Source organism: Burkholderia sp. MR1-5-21 (assembly GCF_053427715.1).
On record NZ_JBSAXD010000016.1, the window covers coordinates 48,757 to 69,641 of the forward strand.

At 68.6% G+C, this 20,885-nt stretch carries 16 protein-coding genes and 1 riboswitch; of the genes, 12 read left to right on the forward strand and 4 right to left on the reverse strand.

The window, feature by feature from the left end; translation table 11 throughout:
* Positions 1-137 precede the first annotated feature (137 nt).
* Positions 138-1,424 (forward strand): DUF445 domain-containing protein, encoded by a 1,287-nt coding sequence (locus ACV229_RS21810; RefSeq protein WP_448085181.1) that lies wholly within the window; start codon positions 138-140, stop codon positions 1,422-1,424.
* A 56-nt stretch (positions 1,425-1,480) separates the two neighbouring features.
* Here ACV229_RS21810 and ACV229_RS21815 read toward each other — a convergent pair whose 3' ends face one another.
* From ACV229_RS21815 to ACV229_RS21825, 3 genes are all read right to left on the reverse strand, one after another.
* Positions 1,481-1,783, reverse strand: a complete 303-nt coding sequence (locus tag ACV229_RS21815; RefSeq protein ID WP_448085182.1) for a HigA family addiction module antitoxin — start codon at positions 1,781-1,783, stop codon at positions 1,481-1,483.
* 88 nt (positions 1,784-1,871) lie between these two features.
* A complete protein-coding gene (locus tag ACV229_RS21820) occupies positions 1,872-2,171 on the reverse strand; it encodes an addiction module antidote protein (protein WP_448085183.1) in 300 nt (99 codons plus the stop codon).
* 3 nt (positions 2,172-2,174) lie between these two features.
* The gene (locus ACV229_RS21825) at positions 2,175-2,492 is read right to left on the reverse strand and encodes a type II toxin-antitoxin system RelE/ParE family toxin (protein ID WP_448085184.1); all 318 of its coding nucleotides are present in this window, start codon (positions 2,490-2,492) and stop codon (positions 2,175-2,177) included.
* 380 nt (positions 2,493-2,872) lie between these two features.
* On the opposite strand from ACV229_RS21825, the gene ACV229_RS21830 reads away from it, so the two are divergent.
* The 11 genes from ACV229_RS21830 (at position 2,873) to ACV229_RS21880 (ending at position 18,885) form a co-directional block, all read left to right on the forward strand.
* Positions 2,873-4,513 (forward strand): acetolactate synthase large subunit, encoded by a 1,641-nt coding sequence (locus ACV229_RS21830; protein WP_448085185.1) that lies wholly within the window; start codon positions 2,873-2,875, stop codon positions 4,511-4,513.
* A gap of 29 nt (positions 4,514-4,542) precedes the next feature.
* Positions 4,543-5,976 (forward strand): aldehyde dehydrogenase family protein, encoded by a 1,434-nt coding sequence (locus ACV229_RS21835; protein ID WP_448085186.1) that lies wholly within the window; start codon positions 4,543-4,545, stop codon positions 5,974-5,976.
* Between the two features lie 289 nt (positions 5,977-6,265).
* Positions 6,266-7,849, forward strand: coding sequence for a Na+/H+ antiporter (locus tag ACV229_RS21840; protein ID WP_448085187.1), 1,584 nt, complete (start codon positions 6,266-6,268; stop codon positions 7,847-7,849).
* A gap of 395 nt (positions 7,850-8,244) precedes the next feature.
* Positions 8,245-9,378 carry a hybrid sensor histidine kinase/response regulator gene (locus tag ACV229_RS21845; RefSeq protein ID WP_448085188.1) on the forward strand — a complete coding sequence of 378 codons (1,134 nt, stop codon included), beginning with the start codon at positions 8,245-8,247 and terminating at the stop codon, positions 9,376-9,378.
* 154 nt (positions 9,379-9,532) lie between these two features.
* Positions 9,533-11,209, forward strand: a complete 1,677-nt coding sequence (locus ACV229_RS21850) for a methyl-accepting chemotaxis protein (protein ID WP_448085189.1) — start codon at positions 9,533-9,535, stop codon at positions 11,207-11,209.
* Positions 11,206-11,856, forward strand: a complete 651-nt coding sequence (locus ACV229_RS21855; protein ID WP_448085190.1) for a chemotaxis protein CheW — start codon at positions 11,206-11,208, stop codon at positions 11,854-11,856. Before ACV229_RS21850 ends, ACV229_RS21855 begins: the two co-directional genes overlap by 4 nt.
* Entirely contained in the window at positions 11,853-13,238 is a 1,386-nt protein-coding gene (locus ACV229_RS21860) for a CheR family methyltransferase (RefSeq protein WP_448085191.1), read from the forward strand. Before ACV229_RS21855 ends, ACV229_RS21860 begins: the two co-directional genes overlap by 4 nt.
* A gap of 48 nt (positions 13,239-13,286) precedes the next feature.
* The gene (locus ACV229_RS21865; RefSeq protein ID WP_448085192.1) at positions 13,287-14,003 is read left to right on the forward strand and encodes a chemotaxis protein CheW; all 717 of its coding nucleotides are present in this window, start codon (positions 13,287-13,289) and stop codon (positions 14,001-14,003) included.
* On the forward strand, positions 14,000-16,399 hold the full coding sequence (locus tag ACV229_RS21870; protein ID WP_448085193.1) for a response regulator: 2,400 nt from the start codon (positions 14,000-14,002) through the stop codon (positions 16,397-16,399). The genes ACV229_RS21865 and ACV229_RS21870 overlap by 4 nt, the downstream gene beginning before the upstream one ends.
* Entirely contained in the window at positions 16,396-17,412 is a 1,017-nt protein-coding gene (cheB, locus tag ACV229_RS21875) for a chemotaxis-specific protein-glutamate methyltransferase CheB (RefSeq protein ID WP_448085194.1), read from the forward strand. Before ACV229_RS21870 ends, cheB begins: the two co-directional genes overlap by 4 nt.
* Before the next feature lie 39 nt (positions 17,413-17,451).
* A riboswitch (Fluoride riboswitch) is annotated at positions 17,452-17,565 on the forward strand.
* Between the two features lie 81 nt (positions 17,566-17,646).
* Complete coding sequence (locus tag ACV229_RS21880; RefSeq protein ID WP_448085195.1) at positions 17,647-18,885, forward strand: voltage-gated chloride channel family protein; 1,239 nt, start codon at positions 17,647-17,649, stop codon at positions 18,883-18,885.
* Between the two features lie 90 nt (positions 18,886-18,975).
* Here the strand turns inward: ACV229_RS21880 and ACV229_RS21885 are convergent, their stop codons facing one another.
* Positions 18,976-20,838 (reverse strand): ABC transporter ATP-binding protein, encoded by a 1,863-nt coding sequence (locus ACV229_RS21885; RefSeq protein WP_448085196.1) that lies wholly within the window; start codon positions 20,836-20,838, stop codon positions 18,976-18,978.
* Between the last annotated feature and the right edge of the window lie 47 nt (positions 20,839-20,885).

The following is a 20,885-nucleotide window of genomic DNA, read 5'->3' on the forward strand; positions in this document are numbered from 1 at the left end:
AGGCGTAAGGCGTAAGGCGTAAGGCGTAAGGCGTAAGGCGGCGGCGGCGGTGGCGCGGCCCCGTCGCGCTCGCCAGCGCGTTTGTCGGCCGCCGCGAAATCGGGGATATTAGCGCCATCGCCGATTCGCCTGCCGCCATGACGCCGGACAAAGCCCTCGAACTGAATCGCAGCAAGCGACGCGCGCTGTCGTTGCTGCTCGTCGCCGTCGCGGTGTTCGCGACCACGATCTTCCTGCCGCGTGGCGTGTGGGTCGACGGGATCAAGGCGGTGGCCGAGGCCGCGATGGTCGGCGCGCTCGCCGACTGGTTCGCGGTCGTCGCGCTGTTCCGCCGCGTGCCGATCCCGATCGTGTCGCGCCACACCGAAATCATTCCACAGAACAAGGACAAGATCGCCGACAACCTCGCGATCTTCGTGCGCGAGAAATTCCTCGGCCCCGACGCGCTCGCCGCGCAGATCCGCCAGCACGATCCGGCGCAGATGCTCGGTGCGTGGCTCGGCGAGCCCACGAACACCGACGCGCTCGGCGGCTACGTGACGAAGCTGATGAGCTTCGCGCTCGACATGACCGACGACGCGCGGATTCAGTCGTTCGTACACGACGCGTTTCGTGCGGTCGTCGACAAGGTCGACCTGTCTCAATCGGCCGGCGCGATCCTCGATACGCTGACGAAGGACGGCCGCCACCAGGCGCTGCTCGACGATGCGATCGAGCAGGTCGTCGATGTGCTCGCGAAACCCGAGAACCGCGAGGTGATCGCGGGCTTCATCGTCGAATGGCTGAAGACGCAGTATCCGAAATTCGAGAAGATCATGCCGACCCACTGGCTCGGCGAGAACGGCGCGGAACTGGTCGCGAACGCGGTCAGCCGTGTGCTCGAAGGCGTGGCGGCCGATCCCGAGCATGAATTGCGCCAGCGCTTCGACCGGGTCGTCGAACGCCTGACCGAGCGCCTGAAGCACGACCCCGCATTCATCGAGAAGGGCGAGGAGATCAAGCGCTACATCCGCGACGGCGATGCATTCAACACGTACGTGAAGGATCTGTGGGACCAGTTGCGCGCGTGGCTGAAGGCCGATCTCGCGCGCGCCGATTCGACGCTGCACCGGCAGGCCGCGACGCTCGGCGGCTGGCTCGGCGCGCGGCTCGCGGAAAGCCCGGCATTGCGTGCTTCGCTGAACGAACACATCGAGAAGGCCGTGTACGAGATGGCGCCGGATTTCGCCGACTTCCTGATGCGCCACATCCGCGACACGGTGCGCAACTGGGATGGGCGCGAGATGTCGCGGCAGATCGAGCTCAACATCGGCAAGGACCTGCAGTACATCCGCATCAACGGCACGCTGGTCGGCGGGCTGATCGGGCTCGGGCTGTATCTCGTGTCGCTCGTGCCGCGTTGGGCGGGCGGCTGGCTGCATTGAGGCAGCAGTGGTCGCGGATGCGATCTCCAGCGTGGATTGCTTTGCGGGACGCGTGCCTATGCGTGCGTGTGCGCGCGCGGTTCGACCTTCCGATCGATCTCACTGCGCGTCGGCAGCGTTTTGAGATCGTACGTGGCTTGCAGGTTCAGCCAGAATTCCGGCGACGTGTCGAAGTAGCGTGCGAGCCGGTAAGCGGTATCGGCCGTGATCCCGCGCCGTTCCTTGACGATTTCATGCAGGCGGGTAGCCGGTACGTTCAACGCGAGTGCAAGCGCGTTGACACTCATTTCCAGCGGCGTCAGGAATTCCTCTCGCAGGATTTCGCCCGGGTGGATCGGACGCATTCCATTCTTGAGCATATCGTTCTCCAATCAGTGATAGTCAACGATCTCGACGTTGGCGCGACCGGCGCTGGCAGGGAAAGGGCGCGACGTCGCGCGCCCCGATTCAGACGTGCGCTTTCGACCCGTGCAGTTGCAGGCCGAGCGCCTTGATGACCTTCAGGATCGTGCCGAAGCTCGGGTTGCCGTCGTGCGACAGCGCCTTGTACAGACCTTCGCGCGACATGCCGGCATCGCGCGCGACCTGCGACATCCCGCGTGCGCGCGCGATCACGCCGAGCGCGTGCGCGATGAAGGCCGGATCGTCGCCGGCCTCCTGCAGACAGGCTTCGAAGTACTCGGCCATGTCGTCTTCGGTCTTCAGATGTTCGGCCGAATCCCACGGCCGGGTCTTGATCTTGTCCATCGATCACTCCGTATCGAGATGCTCGAGCATCGCGTGGGCGGCGCGTATGTCCGCCTGTTGCGTCGACTTGTCGCCGCCGCAAAGCAGGATTACCCATACCGATTCCCGCCGGACGTAGTAGACGCGATAGCCGGGGCCGTGGTCGATACGCATTTCGACGATCGGCGAGCCGGCGGATTTCCAGTCGCCCGGATTGCCCATCGCGAGACGGTCGATGCGTGCCTGGATGCGGCGTTTCGCGATGCGGTCCCGCAGGCCGTCAAACCATGCGTCGAAGACTTCGGTGGTTCGGATGGTGAATGATGGAGGAATGTAGGGCATCGATTGCAATATGTCAACCATGGTTCACAGGCGTGACGTGCTGATTTCCGTTGCCCTCACCATAAGGCCGCCCGCTACATTTGTCGGTTCAATGGCCATTCGGCCGATCCATCCGTGACAGCTCGGCGCGGCCGGCGATCGAAGTCGGCATTTCCCGATTCCGTCTACAATCGAAAACGTCTTTGCCGCCGGCGCGCGTTCGTTGCGCGCCGGCGGATCCGTTCGTTCTCCGGGTTCCGGGGACGCCGCCGCGCGCTGCGCGGCGGGCAAGTGCAGTGGTGTGTGTGCAGCAGGTAAACGTCCGCGCGCCGTAGGCCGGCGCGCGTCCTGAGCGCCGCGCGTCCGTAGGCCGGGCGGGCGGCATCAACCGAGAGTCCCCCATGAAAGCATCGGATCTGTTCGTGAAGGCGCTGGAAGCCGAAGGCGTCGAGTATGTGTTCGGCATTCCCGGCGAGGAAAACCTCGATCTGCTCGAATCGCTGCGGCGATCGCGGATCAAGCTCGTGCTGACCCGGCACGAGCAGGCGGCCGGTTTCATGGCCGCCACCTACGGGCGCTTGACGGGCAAGACGGGCGTCTGCCTGGCGACGCTCGGTCCGGGCGCGACCAACTTCGTGACGGCGGCCGCGTACGCGCAGCTCGGCGGGATGCCGATGCTGATGATCACCGGGCAGAAGCCGATCAAGTCCAGCAAGCAGGGCCACTTCCAGATCGTCGACGTCGTCGACATGATGCAGCCGCTGACGAAATTCACGCGGCAGATCGTGTCGATCGGCAACATTCCGTCGGCCGTGCGCGAAGCATTCCGGCGCGCGGAGGAAGAGCGCCCCGGCGCGGCCCACCTCGAGCTGCCGGAGGACATCGCGCACGAGGAAGGCGACGGCAAGCCGATTCCGCGCAGCTACAGCCGGCGGCCGATCGCCGAGGAGAAGGCGGTCGCGCACGCGGTCGATGCAATCCAGGCGGCGCGCTATCCGCTGCTGATGATCGGCGCGGGCGGCAATCGCAAGACGACCCGCAAGATCCTGGTGGAATTCGTCGACCAGACGGGCATCCCGTTCTTCACGACGCAGATGGGCAAGGGCGTGATCGACGAGACGCACCCGCTGTGGCTCGGCAACGCGACGCTGTCGGACGGCGACTTCGTGCACCGCGCGATCGAGCACGCGGACTGCATCATCAACGTCGGCCACGACGTGATCGAGAAGCCGCCGTTCTTCATGCGCGCGGACGACAAGACCGTGATCCACGTGAACTTTCTCGGCGCGCAGGTCGACCCCGTGTATTTCCCGCAGATCGAGGTGGTCGGCGACATCGCGAACGCGGTGTGGCAGATGAAGGAAGCGATCGCGCCGCAGCCGCACTGGGACTTCGCGCGCTTCGCGATGATCAAGGAGCACTTCGAGGCCCACCTGCAGAAGGGCCAGCACGATCCGCGCTTCCCGATGTATCCGGTGCGGATCGTGAACGACCTGTACAACGCGCTGCCGGCCGACGGGATCGTCTGTCTCGACAACGGGATGTACAAGATCTGGTTCGCGCGCTACTGGCGCGCGCACGAGCCGAACTCGCTGCTGCTCGACAACGCGCTCGCGTCGATGGGGGCCGGCCTGCCGTCGGCGATCGCGACGAAGATCGTGCATCCGCAGCGCAAGGTGATCGCCGTCTGCGGCGACGGCGGTTTCATGATGAACTCGCAGGAGCTGGAAACGGCCGTGCGGCTGAAGCTCGACATCGTCGTGATGATCCTGCGCGACGACGCGTTCGGGATGATCCGCTGGAAGCAGGAGAACATGAACTTCCCCGACTTCGCGATGACGCTGCAGAACCCCGATTTCGTGTCGTATGCGCAAAGCTACGGCGCACACGGCCACCGCGTCGAGGCGGCCGACGATCTCGAGCCGCTGCTGCGCGAATGCTTCGCGTCGCCGGGCGTGCACGTGATCGACGTGCCGATCGACTATTCGGACAACGAACGCGTGCTGAACCGCGAGATCAAGCGCCTGTCGGCGCAGCTCTGAATTTCCCGTTCACAGGAAGGAGTCGTTCCATGTTGAAGGAAACCTATCCGTACTACCTCGCCAACGAGGCCGTCTACGCGAACACCGATCTGGAAGTGACGGACAAGTTCAGCGGCAAGGTCGCGACGCGCGTCGCGCTGGCCGACGCGCAGGCGATCGATGCGGCGATCGGCGCGGCGGTCGATGCCGCGAAGCCGATGCGCGAGCTGCCGGCCTACAAGCGCCAGGCCGTGCTCGATCACTGCGTCGCGCGCTTTCGCGAGCGCTTCGACGAGCTGGCCGAGGCGCTGTGCATCGAGGCCGGCAAGCCGATCAATGATTCGAAGGGCGAAGTGACGCGGCTGATCGACACGTTCCGCGTCGCGTCCGAGGAATCGGTGCGGATCGACGGCGACGTGATCAACCTCGAGATCTCCGCGCGTGCGCAGGGCTACACGGGCTATACGAAGCGTGTGCCGATCGGTCCGTGCTCGTTCATCTCGCCGTTCAATTTCCCGCTGAACCTCGCCGCGCACAAGGTCGCGCCCGCGCTCGCGGCCGGCTGCCCGTTCGTGCTGAAGCCGGCGAGCCGCACGCCGATCGGCGCGCTGATCATCGGCGAAGTCCTCGCGGAAACCGACCTGCCGAAGGGCGCGTTCTCGGTGCTGCCCGCGCATCGCGACGGCGCGGACCTGTTCACGACGGACGCGCGCTTCAAGCTGCTGTCGTTCACGGGCTCGCCCGCGGTCGGCTGGGCGCTGAAGGAGAAGGCCGGCAAGAAGAAAGTCGTGCTGGAGCTGGGCGGCAACGCGGCCGTGATCGTCGACGCGGACCAGCGCGACCGGCTCGACTACGTGGTCGACCGGCTCGCGTTCGGCGCGTTCTATCAATCGGGCCAGAGCTGCATCGGCGTGCAGCGGATCCTCGTGCACGCCGACGTGTACGACGCGCTGCGCGAAAAGCTGATCGCGAAGACACGTTCGCTGAAGATGGGCGACCCGAAGGATCCGGCGACGTTCGTCGGGCCGATGATCTCCGAATCCGAGTCGCGCCGGCTCGAAGGCTGGATGGACGCCGCCGTCGCGGCGGGCGCGAAGATCGTCGCGGGCGGCAATGTCGACGGCGCGATGTTCGAGGCGACCTTGCTCGAACACGTCGGCCGCGAGCAGGACCTGTACCGGAAGGAGGCGTTCGGCCCGGTCGCGATCCTCGAGAAGTTCGACGACTTCGACGATGCGCTCGCGCGCGTGAACGACAGCGACTTCGGGCTGCAGGCCGGCGTGTTCACCGATTCGCTCGCGCATGCGCAACGCGCATGGGACGAGCTCGACGTGGGCGGTGTCGTGATCAACGACGTGCCGTCGTTCCGCGTCGACAACATGCCGTACGGCGGCGTGAAGGATTCGGGCCTCGGCCGCGAAGGGATCCGCTATGCGATCGAGGACATGACCGAGCTTCGCCTGATGGTCGTGCGGCGCAGGTAGCGCGCGGCGCCTTGCAATCCTCCGGCGGCACGCGGGCCGGCGATGGCGCCGGCCACGTGCCGCGTTGCATTTCGGCCTGTGTGAATGTGCACCGATACACAACGCAGCTTCGGCGTCGGGCACGCTGCATGGCTATGGGCATGGGCATGGGCATGGGCATGGGCCGGGCAAGGCGTGCGCGCCGAACGCCCTCGACTGCCTGCACGGCATCGTGATGTAATCGCGCGACACGGGCAATTGGGGTATGACACCCGGCTGCCGGCGGATTAATTCCTCGCGAGGTTGATTCATGTCCCCCGTCTCGGCATTCAAGCTGGTCTTGTTGTCATTCGTCGCGATCGTCGCGCTCGAATGCATCGCGAAGCGCCTGCGGCTGCCGCCCGCCGCCGCGCTGCTGATTGGCGGCATCGGCATCGCGTTCATTCCGGGCCTGCCGCCGATCAACCTCGACCCCGATCTCGTGCTCGTCGTGTTTCTGCCGCCGCTACTGATGCACGGCGCGTATTTCTCAGTATGGGAGGAGTTCAAGCGCAACGTCGGCGGGATCCTGCTACTCGCGATCGGCGCGGTCGTGTTCACGACGTTCGCCGTCGGCTTTGTCGTGCACTGTGTCGTACCGTCGCTGCCGTGGGCCGCGTGTTTCGCGCTCGGCGCAATCGTGTCGCCGCCCGACGCGGTCGCCGCGAAGGCCGTGCTCGAACGTGTCGCGTTGCCGCGCCGGCTGATGGTGCTGCTCGAAGGCGAGAGCCTGCTGAACGATGCGGCCGGCCTCGTGCTGTTCCGCTTCGCGGCCGTCGCCGCGCTGACCGGCGCGTTCAGCTTCCAGCATGCGCTCGTCCGGTTCGCGGAGCTAGGGCTCGGCGGCGTCGTCGTCGGCATCGTGATCGGCTGGCTCGTCGTGCGTTTCATGAAAGTGCTCGACGACGACTACCTCGTGATCACCGTTTCGATGCTCGCCGGATGGATCGGCTACATCGCGGGCGAAATGCTTGCGGTGTCGGGCGTGATCGTGACCGTCGTGGTCGGCATGATGCTCGGCTGGCACCAGCACGAAGTGTACTCGGCGGCGGTGCGCACGCGCGGCACCGCGTTCTGGCTGGTCATCGTGTTCCTGCTCGAGGCGCTCGTGTTCGTGTTGATCGGCCTGTCGCTGCGCGGCGTGATCCACCGGCTCGGCGGCTTCGAGCAGGTGATCGGCACGATGATGCCGGCCGTGCTTGCGGTGCTGGCCGCGGTGGTCGTGTCGCGCTTCGTGTGGATCTATGCGGTCGAGGCGCTGAAGTGGCCGACACGTGCACTGACGCGCAGCCAATGCGGGCCCGACTGGAAGGCCGCGACGGTGATGAGCTGGGCCGGGATGCGCGGCGTCGTGACGCTCGCGGTCGCGCTGTCGCTGCCCGACGCAATGCCGGGCCGCGACCTGATCCTCGTCGCCGCGTTCGCGGTGATCCTCGTCACCGTGCTGCTGCAGGGCACGACGATCGGCCCGCTGATCCAGCTGCTGCGGCTCGCGCAGCATCCCGCGCAAGCCGCGCACCACCTGAGCGAGCCGCAGGCCTGGGCGCGCGTCGAGGCCGCTCAGCTCGCGGCGATCCAGCCGCTCGTGCGCGATGCGAGCGGCGTGGTGATCCACCCGCGCCTGCTCGAGCAGTACACGTATCGCGCGGAACTGACGCAACGGATGCAGCATGAGCCCGCGTATCCGGAAAGCGCGCGCGCCGCGCACTACGACGTCGTGCTGGCCGCGATCGCGGCGGGACGTGCGGAACTGCTGCGGCTGCATCGCTCCGGACAGATCCACGACGAAATGCTGCACGCGCTCGAGCGCGACCTCGATCTGCAGGAAGTGTCCGCGCAGCACGCGCGCGGCTGAACGCCGACCCGCCCGACGCTCGCGTATACCCCGTTCCGGCCCCTTCCACAGCGGCGCCGCTTCGCCGCCTTGCAGCGCATGCAAGCATGACCGCGGCGGCTATGTCGCGATGCGCGGTTTCTGTCCGGAAAATGATTCGATTCAACCAAACGCGACACTTTTCGTGAATTTGGCAAAACCGGCACGGGACAAGATAGATGCTTGACTCTAATTTCATTTAGAATCAGCCGGTTATGTTTATTGAGAGACGCAGCGGGGGAAGGAGTGCGAGCGGCGACGGGGAAAATCGATGCTCGCAGCCCCGTGAGGCAATGCCGACGGGCCAGATCGGCAAATACATACAGGTCTCTCTTCCGTAAAAATAAGATTGTGTTTAAGTCGGATAAACAACTCTCATGAAAGAATCGATTGGATATTCGGCATATGAAACGGCATTTATGAAAGAATCGAACGAGGAAAACCCGTCGGATTGTCTTGAATCCGGGTTATCGGTCCTGCTCGTCGACGATCAACCGTTCGTCGGCGAAGTGATCCGCCGCGCGCTGCGCAGCGAGCACGACATCGACCTGCACGTGTGCACCGACGCGCAGCGGGCGATGGCCGTCGCGCGCGACGTGAAGCCGACGGTGATCCTGCAGGACCTCGTGATGCCGAACATCGACGGTCTCGACCTCGTCCGCGCGTGGCGCGCGGATCCGGGCACCGCACGCGTGCCGATCATCGTGCTGTCCGCGAAGGAAGAGCCGGTCGTCAAGCGCGAGGCGTTCGTCGCCGGCGCGAACGACTATCTGGTCAAGCTGCCCGACGCGATGGAGCTGACGGCGCGCATTCGCTACCATTCGAATTCCTATCTGATGTCGCGCCAGCGCGACGAAGCGCTCGATTTCCTGTCGCACGACATGCGTTCGCCGCAGACGTCGATTCTCGCGCTGCTCGACGTATACCGCGCCGAGCACGGCGACATGCCGCCGATCATGGAGCGGATCGCGGGCCATGCGCGCCGCGCGCTCGCGCTTGCCGACGGCTTCATCCACCTGACCCGCGCGCAATCGGAGCGGCGCGCGCACGACGTCGTCAGCCTCAACGAGATCGTGCTCGACGCCGTCGACCAGCTGTGGGAGAAGGCGGCCGGGTTCGGCAGCCAGGTCGTCGCGCAGGTGCCCGATACCGAATGCGTGACGATGGGCGACCGGATGATGCTGACGCGCGCGGTCGCGAACCTGATCGACAACGCGCTGAAGTACGGCCCGGTCGCCGCGGACGTGCATTGCACGCTGAGCGGCGACGGCGGCGCGTGGCTGATCGGCGTCGAGGACGCCGGCCCGGGCATCGCGCCCGCGCAGCGCGCGTCGGCGACCGAATCGTTCGTGCGCCTCGAGTCCGCGCATGGCGCGGCGCGCGCCGGCTTCGGCCTCGGGCTCGCGTTTGTCCGCGCGACCGCCGCGCGGCATCGCGGCCAGATCCTGATGCGCAATACCGCGCGCGGTTTCATGGTCGCGCTCCGGCTGCCGGCGCAAGCGGAACGGTGAGCCTGCGCGGCGGCGCGGCACATGCCGGCCGCGCCACGCGTCATCGCCCGATCCCGATGCGACCGTGCCGCAACGTTGCGGCGGGCGCGGCGTCCGGCGCAGACCTTTTCCGCAGTCCTTTTCTCAACGCAGACTTTGAAAGCCCACAACGAACATGGCCACCGTGACGCCCAGCGCGACCAATGAAAGCTTGCATCCGACGATCGGCAGTGTCCGGCTGACGCTCGGCAACCGCATCCTGCTCAGCTTCGGCGTGCTGTTCGTGCTGATGCTGCTGACGGCCGGCGTGTCCTACGATCGCCTGCGCGCGATCAACGGTGAAGCGGTCAGCATCGAGCGCGACTCGCTGCCCGGCGTGTATCTCGCATCGTCGCTGCGCGCATCGGTCAACGAATCGTTCATGCTGCTGCAGCAGGCGACCTTCGTCGAGACCGATCCCGAGGCCGTGCAACGCGAAATCGCGAAGATCCGCGAGGTGACGAAGGAAGTCGACGCGCTGTCGGTCAACTATCAGAACTCGGTATTCCGCGAAGACGATCGCGCGCGTTTCGTGTCGTTCCGCGCCGCGTACGACCGCTACCTGCCACTGTTGAACGACGCCATTCAGAAGAACGGCGCATCGCGCGATGACGAGCTCGCCGCGTATGCGCGCACGGTGCCCGCGTGGAGCGAGGCCGTGCGCGACGCGAACACGATGGTCCAGGAAAACCGCAAGTTCGCGGACCAGTCCGCGAAGCTGATCCGCGAATCCGTGCAGGGCACCGAGATCGTGCTGGCGGTCGCGCTGGCCGCCGTGCTGCTGATCGCGCTCGCGCTCGGCTACGGGCTGTACCGGTCGATCACGTTGCCGATGGCGCGCCTCGTCGGCGTGCACGACGCGATGCGCACCGGCAACCTCACGCAGCGTCTCGACCTGCGCCGCCACGACGAGTTCGGCACGCTGCAGGACGGTTTCAACCGGATGGCCGACGAGCTGGCCGAGCTCGTCGCGCGCGCGCAGCAATCGTCGCTGCAGGTGACGACGTCGGTCGCCGAGATCGCGGCGACGTCGCGCGAGCAGCAGGCGACCGCGAACGAGACGGCCGCGACGACGACCGAGATCGGCGCGACGTCCCGCGAGATCTTCGCGACGTCGCGCGACCTGCTGCGCACGATGAACGAGGTGGCCGGCGTGGCCGAGCAGTCGGCGACGCTCGCGGGCGTGAGCCAGAGCGGGCTCACGCGGATGGGCGAGACGATGCGCAGCGTGATGGACGCGGCGGGGTCGGTGAACGCGAAGCTCGCAATCCTCAACGAGAAGGCGCTCAACATCAACCAGGTCGTCGCGACGATCACCAAGGTCGCCGACCAGACCAACCTGCTGTCGCTGAACGCGGCGATCGAGGCCGAAAAGGCCGGCGAGTACGGCCGCGGCTTCGCGGTCGTCGCGACCGAGATCCGCCGCCTCGCCGACCAGACGGCGGTCGCGACCTACGACATCGAACAGACGGTGAAGGAAATCCAGTCGGCGGTGTCGGCCGGCGTGATGGGGATGGACAAGTTCTCCGAGGAAGTGCGGCGCGGGATGCTCGACGTGCAGCAGGTCGGCAGCCAGCTGTCGCAGATCATCGCCGAGGTCCAGACGCTCGCGCCGCGTTTCCAGATGGTCAACGAAGGGATGCAGACGCAGGCGAGCGGCGCCGAGCAGATCACGCAGGCGCTGTCGCAGCTGTCGGAAGCCGCGCAGCAGACGGCCGAATCGCTGCGCCAGTCGTCGCAGGCGATCGACGACCTGACGCTCGTCGCGAACCAGTTGCGCACCAGTGTGTCGCGCTTCAAGGTCGACGCGTGACGCGCGCGGACGCCCAGCACGGCGCGCACGCGCTGTTCCTGCTGTTCGATCTGGACGGCGAGCGCTATGTGCTCGACGCCGCCGGCATCGACGCGGTGCTGCCGCTCGCGGCCACGAAGGCGGTGCCCGGCGCGCCCGCGTGGATCGCCGGGCTGCTGATGTGCGGCGGCGTGCCGGTGCCGGTGATCGACGTGCCGATGCTCGCGCTCGGCCGGCCCGCGCAGGCATTGCGCTCGACGCGGCTCGTGATGGTCCGCTATCGCGCGAACGGTGCGAACGGTGCGAACGGTGCGGACGGCGCGAACGGCGCGAACGGCGCGAACGGCGCGAACGGCGCGAACGGCGCAAACGGCGCAAACGGCGCAAACGGCGCAAACGGCGCAAACGGCGCAAACGGCGCAAACGGCGCAAACGCCGGCGAGCGCGTGCTCGGCCTGATCGTCGAGCGCGCGACGCAGACGATGCGGATCGACCGCGGCGCGTTCCGCGCGACCGGCATCGTGACGCCGCGCACGCGCTGGCTCGGCCCGATCGCGAACACGCCGGACGGCATCGTCCAGCAGGTGTCGGTGTGCGACATGATCGACGCGGTCGCGCGGCTGCATCTGTTCGACGACACGTCAGGCCTTGGAGGGCCGCCAGCATGAGAATCGGCGATTCGCGTTTCCATACGTGGGTGCTGCGCGAGACGGGCATCGATCCCGACTCGCTCGGCAGCGATTTCCTGATGCGCGCGGTGACCGAGCGCATCCACGCGACGCAGGCGGCGGACGGCGCGCGCGTGCCGTCCGCCGCGCGGCCGCCGGTGTCGCCGGATGTGCTCGACGCGTACTGGCAGCGCCTTAACGCGAGCTCGGATGAACGGCGCGCGCTGATCGAACTGATCGTCGTGCCGGAAACCTGGTTCTTCCGCGATCGCGAGGCGTTCGCGACGCTCGCGCGGCTTGCGCTCGAGCGGCTCGCCGCGCACCCGGCGCGCGTGGTGCGCGTGCTGAGCGCGCCGTGCTCGACCGGCGAGGAGCCGTTTTCGGCGGCGATGGCGCTGTTCGACGTGGGGCTCGATCCGGCCCGCTTCTCGATCGACGCACTCGACCTGAGCGGCAAAGCGCTCGAGCATGCGCGGCAGGGCCGGTACGGACGCAATGCGTTCCGCGGCAGCACGATGGAATTTCGCGCGCGGCATTTCGTGCCGGTGGCGGACGGCTGGCAGCTCGACGAGCGCGTGCGCGCGTGCGTGCAGTTCCGGCAGGCGAACCTGATCGAACCGCTCGGCGACGGGGGCGCCCGCTACGATTTCGTGTTCTGCCGCAACGTGCTGATCTATTTCGAGCGCGACGCGCAGGACCGCGTGATCCGTTCGCTCGCGCACCGGCTGGCCGACGACGGGATGCTGTTCGTCGGGCCTGCCGAGACCGGGGTCGCGATGCGGCACGGGCTGCGCTCCGCGCGGATTCCGCTCGCGTTCGCGTTCCAGCGGCCGCGCGCCGCCGAGCGGCTCGCCGACGGCTCTATCGGCAGCGTTACCGGCGGGTTCGCGGTGACGCGGCCTGCCGCGCCGTACCGGCGGACCGAACGGTATGTGGCGGCGCGTATCGCAGCGGCGCGGGCGGCGCAGCCGGCGTGGCTCGACGGGGCGGGGCGCCCGATCGTGCCGGCGGTGGAGCGCGCGGCCGGCGGGCGCGACAAGCGTGCGCCGGCGGATGCCGACGCGCGGCCGGCTAGCGCCGACGTGCCGACGCTGGAAGACGCGCAGGCACTCGCGAACGCGGGGGCGTTCGATGAAGCCGAGCGTGCGCTCGCGCGCTTCACGGACCGCGTCGGGCCGCACGCCGACGCGTTCTATCTGCACGGACTGATCGCGGACGCACGGGGGCGTGCCGCGGAAGCCGGCGATTTCTATCGCAAGGCGCTGTATCTGCGGCCGACGCATCACGAGGCGCTCACGCATCTCGCGACGCTGCTCGACGTCGGCGGCGACCGCGCGGGGGCGCAATGGCTGCTCGAGCGCGCGCGGCGCTCGGCGGGATAATGAACGAACCGGCGTCGTGCGACGTACGCCGGCATGAGAAGAGGACCTATGAACCGCGAGGCCGTTGACCTGACCCACGTGACGATCGACGTCGACGACTGCTGGAACCGGATCGGCACGCGCGGTGACCGGTCGTGCGAGCGGCTGACCGCGTACCTGCGCTGCCTGAACTGTCCCGTGTACGCAAACCAGGCGGCGGCCCTGCTCGAGCGGCCGCTCGGCGACACCGAGATGAGCGACGCCGCGCGCCGGATGATCGGCCGCGGCGCGGCGCGCGAAGTCGCTACGACCGGCGGTGATGCGCGCCATGCGGCGCTCGCGTTCCGCGTCGCCGACGAGTGGCTTGCGCTGCCGATCGGCGTGCTGCGCGAGATCGCCGGCACGCGGCCGATCCATTCCCTGCCGCACCGTCGCGACGCGGCCGTGCGCGGCGTCGTCAACATTCGCGGCACGCTGCGCATCGCGATCTCGCTCGGCGCGCTGCTCGGGCTCGGCACGGCGGGCGGCTGCCCGCGCGGCGACGCGGGCAGCCGCCGCTTCACGCGCTTGCTGGTCGTTGCGCATCACGGCGACCCGGTCGTGTTCCCGGTCGACGAGGTGGAGGGCGTGCTGCGCTTCGGCGCATCCGACTGGGTGCCGGCGCCCGCGACGGTCGGGCGTGCGAGCGCGGGCCTGTCGCGCGGCGTGCTGACGTGGCGCGGCAAGTCGATCGGCCTGCTCGACGACGACCGCCTGTTCGACGCCGTGACCCGGAGCATGCGATGAGCGCCGATGACGACCTGAGCCACCTGTCGCTCCTCGAGCTGTACCGCGAGGAGACGCGCACGCAAACCCACGCGCTGTCCGAGCGCCTGCTCGCGCTCGAATCCGGGACGCCCGACCCGGCGGCGCTCGAAGCCTGCATGCGCGCCGCGCACTCGCTGAAGGGGGCCGCGCGCATCGTCGGCGTGCCGCTGGGCGTCGACATCGCGGGGCGGATGGAAGAGTGCTTCGTCGCCGCGCAAGGCGGCACGACGGCGTTGACGCCCGCGCATGTCGACGCGCTGCTGGCCGGCGTCGATCTGCTCGTGCGGATCGGCGATCCGCAAGGACAGCCGGTCGACGCGGCGGAGATCGACGCGTTCGCCGCAGCGCTGGCGGCCGCCGACGGCGGGGACGTGGCGCAAACGTTGACGACGGCGGCAGGTGACGATGGTGATGGCGATCGGGATCTGCCGGTGCACATGTCGGCACGTGCCGATGGCGACGCAGCGGTGGCGGGCGTGAGCATGAACCTCGGCACGGGCATTGGCACAGGCGCCAATGCGAGTATGAGTACGGCTGCGGCTGCGGCTGCGGCTGCGGCTGCGAGCACGAGCACGAGCACGAGCACGACCGCCGGCGGCATCCCTGACCCCGCACAGTCCGGCCGCGGCGCCGGCGCGATGCGCCGCGTGCGCGCGGACAGCCTGAACCGGCTGCTGAGCCTGTCCGGCGAATCGCTCGTCGAATCGCGCTGGCTCAAGCCGTTCGCCGAATCGATGCTGCGCGTGAAGCGCGCACAGCGCGATGCCGCGCGTTCGCTCGACACGCTGGTCGAGCGCTTCGCCGGCGAGCTCGACACCGGCGTGCTCGCGTCGCTGAACGAAGCGCGGCACATGCTGAACGATGTTCAGCGCTCGTTTGCGGAACGGATGGACGAGTTCGACCGCTTCGAGCGGCGCAGCACGCATATCGCCGAGCAACTGTACGACGAGGCGCTGCAATGCCGGATGCGGCCGTTCGGCGACGCGACGCGCGCGTACCCGCGCATCGTCCGCGACCTCGCGCGCTCGCTCGGCAAGCAGGTGCGGTTCTCGATCGTCGGCGAGGCGACGCAGGTCGACCGCGACATCCTCGACATGCTCGACGCGCCGCTCGGCCACCTGCTGCGCAACGCGCTCGACCACGGCGTCGAGTCGCCGGCCGCGCGGCGCGCGCGCGGCAAGCCGGCCGAGTCGGCGGTCACGCTCGAGGCACGCCACAGCGCCGGCTCGCTGCTCGTCAGCGTCAGCGACGACGGGCCGGGCGTCGATCTCGACGCGCTGCGCGCCGCGGTCGTGCGCCAACGGCTGACCGACGACGAGACGGCCGCGCGGCTGTCGGACCAGGAGCTGCTCGAATTCCTGCTGCTGCCTGGCTTCTCGATGCGCGACGCGGTGACCGACGTGTCGGGGCGCGGCGTCGGCCTCGACGCGGTGCATGAGATGGTGCGCGGTGTGCGCGGCGCGGTGCGGATCTTCAACGAGCCGGGCGCGGGCATGCGCTTCGTGCTGCAGCTGCCGCTCACGCTGTCGGTGATCCGCAGCCTGCTCGTCGAGGTCGGCGGCGAACCGTATGCGTTCCCGCTTGCACACGTGCGCCGCACGCTCGAGCTCGACCACGCGGATATCGACGTGCTCGAAGGGCAGCCGCATTTCCCGTTCGACGGCCGGCGCGCCGGGCTCGTCGCCGCACACCAGCTGCTCGACGCGGGCGAGCCCGATGGGTCGCGCACGCGCACGGCGGTCGTGGTCGTCGGCGGCGAGCCGGAACTGTACGGCGTCGCGGTCGACCGTTTCCTCGGCGAGCGGATGCTCGTCGTGCAGCCGCTCGACAGCCGCCTGCACAAGATCCAGAACATTGCAGCCGGCGCGCTGCTCGAGAACGGCGACCCCGTGCTGATCGTCGACGTCGAGGACCTGATCCGCTCGGTCGACAAGCTCGTGCGCGGCGGGGAGCTCGCGAAGGTGATGCGCGACCCGCAGCTCGCGCTCGCGGACCGGCGGCGGCGCGTGCTCGTCGTCGACGATTCGCTGACGGTGCGCGAACTCGAACGCAAGCTGCTCGAGAAGCGCGGCTTCGACGTGACGATCGCGGTCGACGGGATGGACGGCTGGAACGCGGTGCGCAGCGACGCGTTCGATCTCGTCGTCACCGACGTCGACATGCCGCGCATGGACGGCATCGAGCTCGTCACGCTGATCAAGAGCGATCCGCTGCTCAAGCGCGTGCCGGTGATGATCGTGTCGTACAAGGATCGCGACGAAGATCGCCGGCGCGGGCTCGATGCCGGCGCCGACTACTACCTGGCGAAGGGCAGCTTCCACGACGAGGCGCTGCTCGACGCCGTACACGACCTGATAGGGGACGCCCGGGAATGAACATCGGCATCGTCAACGACCTGCCGCTCGCCGTGGAGGCGCTGCGGCGCGTAATCGCGCTGCGGCCGGACCATCGCGTGCTGTGGGTCGCGACCGACGGCGACGAGGCCGTGGATTTCTGCGTCGCGCAGCCGCCCGACCTCGTGCTGATGGATCTCGTGATGCCGAAGCTCGACGGCGTCGCCGCGACGCGCTGCATCATGGCGCGCGCGCCGTGCGCGATTCTCGTCGTGACGGCGAGCGTCAGCGCGAACACGTCGTCGGTGTATGAGGCGATGGGCGCGGGCGCGCTCGACGCGGTTGATACACCGACGCTCGCGCTCGCGCCGAACGCGGGCGTGTCGCATCCGCTGCTCGCGAAAATCGACCAGATCGGCCGGCTGCTCGAAAGCCGCACGGCCGCGCCCGTGCCGCGCGCACGCACGGCGGCGGGCCGCGTGCCGACGCTGGTCGCGATCGGCGCCTCGGCAGGCGGACCGACCGCGCTCACGGCGCTGCTGCGCGCGCTGCCGGCGGATTTTCCGGCGGCGATCGTGATCGTCCAGCACGTCGACCAGGCGTTCGCGGTCGGCATGGCGCAGTGGCTCGACGGTTATACGCAACTGCCGGTGCGGGTTGCGCGGCAGGGCGCCGTGCCGCAGCCGGGCGAGGTGCTGCTCGCGGCCACCAACGACCACCTGGCGCTGTCGCCGCGCGGCGTGCTCGGCTATACGCGGCATCCGGCCGAGACGCCGTACCGGCCGTCGATCGACGTGTTCTTCAACAGCGTCGTCGACGGCTGGCAGGGCGACGCGATCGGCGTGCTGCTGACGGGGATGGGGCGCGACGGCGCGCTCGGCCTGAAGGCGATGCGCGCGAAGGGCTGCTACACGATCGCGCAGGACGCGGCGACGAGCGCCGTGTACGGGATGCCGAAGGCGGCCGCCGCGATCGATGCGGCGTGCGCGATCCTGCCGCTCGACCGGATCGCGCCACAGCTGGTCGCGCGCGTGACGCGCAAGCTGCGCGCCTGACGGCCCGCATTGCACGCCGCGCGGGCCGTCGCGTAAAATGCGGGCTTCGGAGATGGCATGCCTCCCCGGGGCCCGCGCCCGCTCGCGACGAGCAACGCACCGGCCCTCAACCGCCGGCAGTCCGACTGCTCGGCTGATGATGCCTGCGCATTCCTGGGTACGGGAGGTCGCAGGCCGTCCATGCGGTGTTCTGCCGCCCAGGTTTGATGTCTTGTCGAATCTGGAAATCACCCGATGTTCAACACTTCCGCCGACTTCTTCGCGACCGTGCGCTACGTGTGCCGCTGGCTCGCGCTCTCGGCGCTGCTCGGCGCGCTCGCCGGGTCCGCGTCCGCGCTGTTCCTGATCGCGCTCGACCTGGCGACCGGCACGCGCGTCGAGCACCCGTGGCTGCTGTGGGGGCTGCCCGCCGCGGGCTTTGCGACCGGCTGGGTCTATCATCGCTTCGGCCAGTCCGTTGCGCGCGGCAACAACCTGTTGATCGACGAGATTCACGACCCGAAGGCGCTCGTGCCGAAACGGATGGCGCCGCTCGTGCTCGTCGCGACCGTCGTCACGCATCTGTTCGGCGGCTCGGCCGGGCGCGAAGGCACGGCCGTGCAGATGGGCGGCGCACTCGCCGATCGCGTCACGCACCTGTTTCGGCTCGACCGCGAGCATCGCCGCGTGCTGCTGATGGGCGGAATCGCGGCCGGTTTCGCGTCGGTGTTCGGCACGCCGCTCGCGGGCGCGGTATTCGGGCTCGAAGTGCTCGCGATCGGGCGCGTGCGCTACGACGCGCTGCTTGCGTGCGTCGCGTCGGCGATCGTCGCGGACGCCGTGTGCCGGTTGTGGGGCGTGCATCACACCGTGTACGCGATCCCGTTCGTGCCGCCCGTCACGGCGGCGGGGCTCGGCGCGACGGTGGTCGCGGGCGTCGCGTTCGGCGTCGTCGGCCGGCTGTTCGCGCATGCGACGCATGCGTTGTCCGCAGTGTTTCGCGAGCGCATCCGCCATGCGCCGCTGCAGCCGGTGGTCGGCGGCCTGCTCGTCGCGGCCGCGGCGACCGCGCTGAACGTGCCGCAGTATCTCGGCCTCGGCATCCCGACGATCGAGGCGGCGTTCCATGGCCCGCTGCCGCTGTACGACTTTGCGGGGAAATTCGCGTTCACCGTGGTCACGCTCGCGTCGGGGTTCAAGGGCGGCGAGGTTACGCCGCTGTTCTACATCGGCGCGACGCTCGGCAATGCGCTGGGCCAGCTGCTCGCGCTGCCGGTGCCGGTGCTCGCGGGGCTCGGCTTCGTCGCCGTGTTCGCGGGCGCGGCCAATACGCCGATCGCGTCGACCATCATGGCGATCGAACTGTTCGGCGCGGATATCGGCGTGTATGCGATCGTCGCGTGTGTCGTCGCGTATCTGTTTTCCGGGCACGCGGGGATTTATCGGGCGCAGCGTGTCGCGGTCGGGAAGGGGGCGAGGGGCGACGGGGATTGAAGGGGCCGGGCACCGCGCGCCAAACGTTGCCGCCGGCACCGCACCGCCCGGCCCGGCCCGGCCCTGCATCGTGCCGGGCCGAACCGTCCGTCAAGCCTCCGCGGGCTCCCCGAGCGGCGTCGCGCCGTCGAATGCGTCGCGGGCCGGCTGATCAGCGAGCCCCTTTGCGAGCTCCAGCGCCTGCCGCTCGAACAGCCGGCGGTACACGCCGCCGTCGATCCGGATCAGCGCATCGTGGCTGCCTTCCTCGATCACCTTGCCGCGATCGAGCACGAGCAGCCGGTCGAGCGCACGCACGGTCGACAGCCGGTGCGCGATGACGAGCGTCGTGCGGCCTTCCATCAGCCGTTCCATCGCCTGCTGGATCAGCACTTCGCTCTCGCTGTCGAGGCTCGACGTCGCTTCGTCGAGGATCAGGACGGGCGCGTCCGCGAGGAACGCGCGCGCGATCGCCACGCGCTGCCGCTCGCCGCCCGACAGCTTGACCCCGCGCTCGCCGACGAGCGTGTCGTAGCCGTCCGGCAGCGCCGCGATGAAATCGTGTGCGCTCGCGAGCCGTGCCGCACGTTCGATATCGGCGCGGCTTGCGCCCGGGCGCGCATACGCGATGTTCTCCGCGAGCGTGCGGTGGAACAGCACCGGCTCCTGCTGGACGATCGCGATCTGGCTGCGCAGCGAGTCCTGCCGCACCTGCGCGATGTCCTGGCCGTCGATCGTGATGCGGCCGCCCCCCACGTCGTACAGGCGCTGGATCAGCTTGACGAACGTCGTCTTGCCGGACCCCGAATGCCCGACGAGGCCGATCCGCTCGCCCGGCGCGATGCACATCGAGAAGTCGTCGTACAGCGCCACCGGATGGTTGCCGTAGCGGAACGTCACATGCTCGAAGCGGATCTCGCCCTGCGTGATGCGGATCGGCTGCGCGCCCGGCTGGTCGTCGATGCCGAGCGGCTGGCGCTTGAGCTCGACGAGCTCCTCCATGTCGTTGACCGACCGCTGCAGGTTGCGGATGTGCAAGCCGATGTCGCGCAGGTAGCCCTGCAGCATGAAGAACATCGTCAGCGCGAACGCGATGTCGCCGATGCTTGCCCTGTCGTTCAGCCACTGGTCGAGCGCGACGCCGATCATCGCGGCCTGGATCGCGACCAGCATCGCGCCCTGCAGGCCGCCGTTGAACGTGCCGCGCATCCACGAGCGCCGCGTGCGCTTCTGCCACTTGCCGATCACGCGCGACAGCCGTGCTTCCTCGCGACCCTCGGCGCCGAACGCCTTGACGACCGTGTTGCAGCTCACCGCGTCGGCGAGGGCGCCGCCCATCCGCGTGTCCCACATGTTGCCAAGCCGCGCGGCGGGTGCGACGAAGCCGAGCGACATCGAGGCCGTCACGGTGATGTACAGCAGCGAGCCGACGCCGATGACGAGCCCCATCATCGGCCAGTGCCAGCCGAGCAGCAGGGTGGCGCCCGTGAGCATCGCCAGCGACGGCAGCAGCGCGATCAGCAGCGTGTCGTTCAGCAGGTCGATCGCCCAGATCCCGCGCGTGATCTTGCGCACCGTCGAGCCGGCGAAGCTGTTCGCGTGCCAGTCGGTCGAGAAGCGCTGCACGCGGTGGAACGACGCCGCGGCGATGTCGCCCATCATCTTCAGCGTGAGCGCGATGATGTTCAGGTAGACGCCTTGCCGCAGCAGCGTCGCGCCGATGCCGAGCGCGACGAGCGTGCCGAATGCCGACAATGCCGCATGCCAGGCGGCCGCCTTGTCGGTGAGCCCGGTCGACAGCGCGTCGACGAGGCGGCCGGCGAACAGCGGCGTGAGCACGTCGGCCAGCGCGACGAGCAGCGCGCACGCGGCGACGGCGAGGATCCGCACCGGCTGCTTTCGCCAGTAATAGAAGGTGAAGCCGAAAACGGCCTTGAACGCATGGCCGCCCAGGTCGGTAGTTTTTCTGATCATATGTCGTTGCCCGGCGCATCGCGCGACGGGACTTTCCGGTTCAGAGA

Bases quoted from the DNA above. Each gene is read 5' to 3' on its own strand.
- ACV229_RS21880 (WP_448085195.1), top strand. From the start codon at position 17,647: ATGTTCAACACTTCCGCCGACTTCTTCGCGACCGTGCGCTACGTGTGC.
- ACV229_RS21840 (WP_448085187.1), top strand. From the start codon at position 6,266: ATGTCCCCCGTCTCGGCATTCAAGCTGGTCTTGTTGTCATTCGTCGCG.
- ACV229_RS21870 (WP_448085193.1), top strand. From the start codon at position 14,000: ATGAGCGCCGATGACGACCTGAGCCACCTGTCGCTCCTCGAGCTGTAC.
- ACV229_RS21815 (WP_448085182.1), bottom strand. From the start codon at position 1,783: ATGCTCAAGAATGGAATGCGTCCGATCCACCCGGGCGAAATCCTGCGA.
- cheB (WP_448085194.1), top strand. From the start codon at position 16,396: ATGAACATCGGCATCGTCAACGACCTGCCGCTCGCCGTGGAGGCGCTG.
- ACV229_RS21850 (WP_448085189.1), top strand. From the start codon at position 9,533: ATGGCCACCGTGACGCCCAGCGCGACCAATGAAAGCTTGCATCCGACG.
- ACV229_RS21830 (WP_448085185.1), top strand. From the start codon at position 2,873: ATGAAAGCATCGGATCTGTTCGTGAAGGCGCTGGAAGCCGAAGGCGTC.
- ACV229_RS21820 (WP_448085183.1), bottom strand. From the start codon at position 2,171: ATGGACAAGATCAAGACCCGGCCGTGGGATTCGGCCGAACATCTGAAG.
- ACV229_RS21885 (WP_448085196.1), bottom strand. From the start codon at position 20,838: ATGATCAGAAAAACTACCGACCTGGGCGGCCATGCGTTCAAGGCCGTT.
- ACV229_RS21865 (WP_448085192.1), top strand. From the start codon at position 13,287: ATGAACCGCGAGGCCGTTGACCTGACCCACGTGACGATCGACGTCGAC.
- ACV229_RS21825 (WP_448085184.1), bottom strand. From the start codon at position 2,492: ATGCCCTACATTCCTCCATCATTCACCATCCGAACCACCGAAGTCTTC.
- ACV229_RS21835 (WP_448085186.1), top strand. From the start codon at position 4,543: ATGTTGAAGGAAACCTATCCGTACTACCTCGCCAACGAGGCCGTCTAC.
- ACV229_RS21860 (WP_448085191.1), top strand. From the start codon at position 11,853: ATGAGAATCGGCGATTCGCGTTTCCATACGTGGGTGCTGCGCGAGACG.
- ACV229_RS21845 (WP_448085188.1), top strand. From the start codon at position 8,245: ATGAAAGAATCGATTGGATATTCGGCATATGAAACGGCATTTATGAAA.
- ACV229_RS21810 (WP_448085181.1), top strand. From the start codon at position 138: ATGACGCCGGACAAAGCCCTCGAACTGAATCGCAGCAAGCGACGCGCG.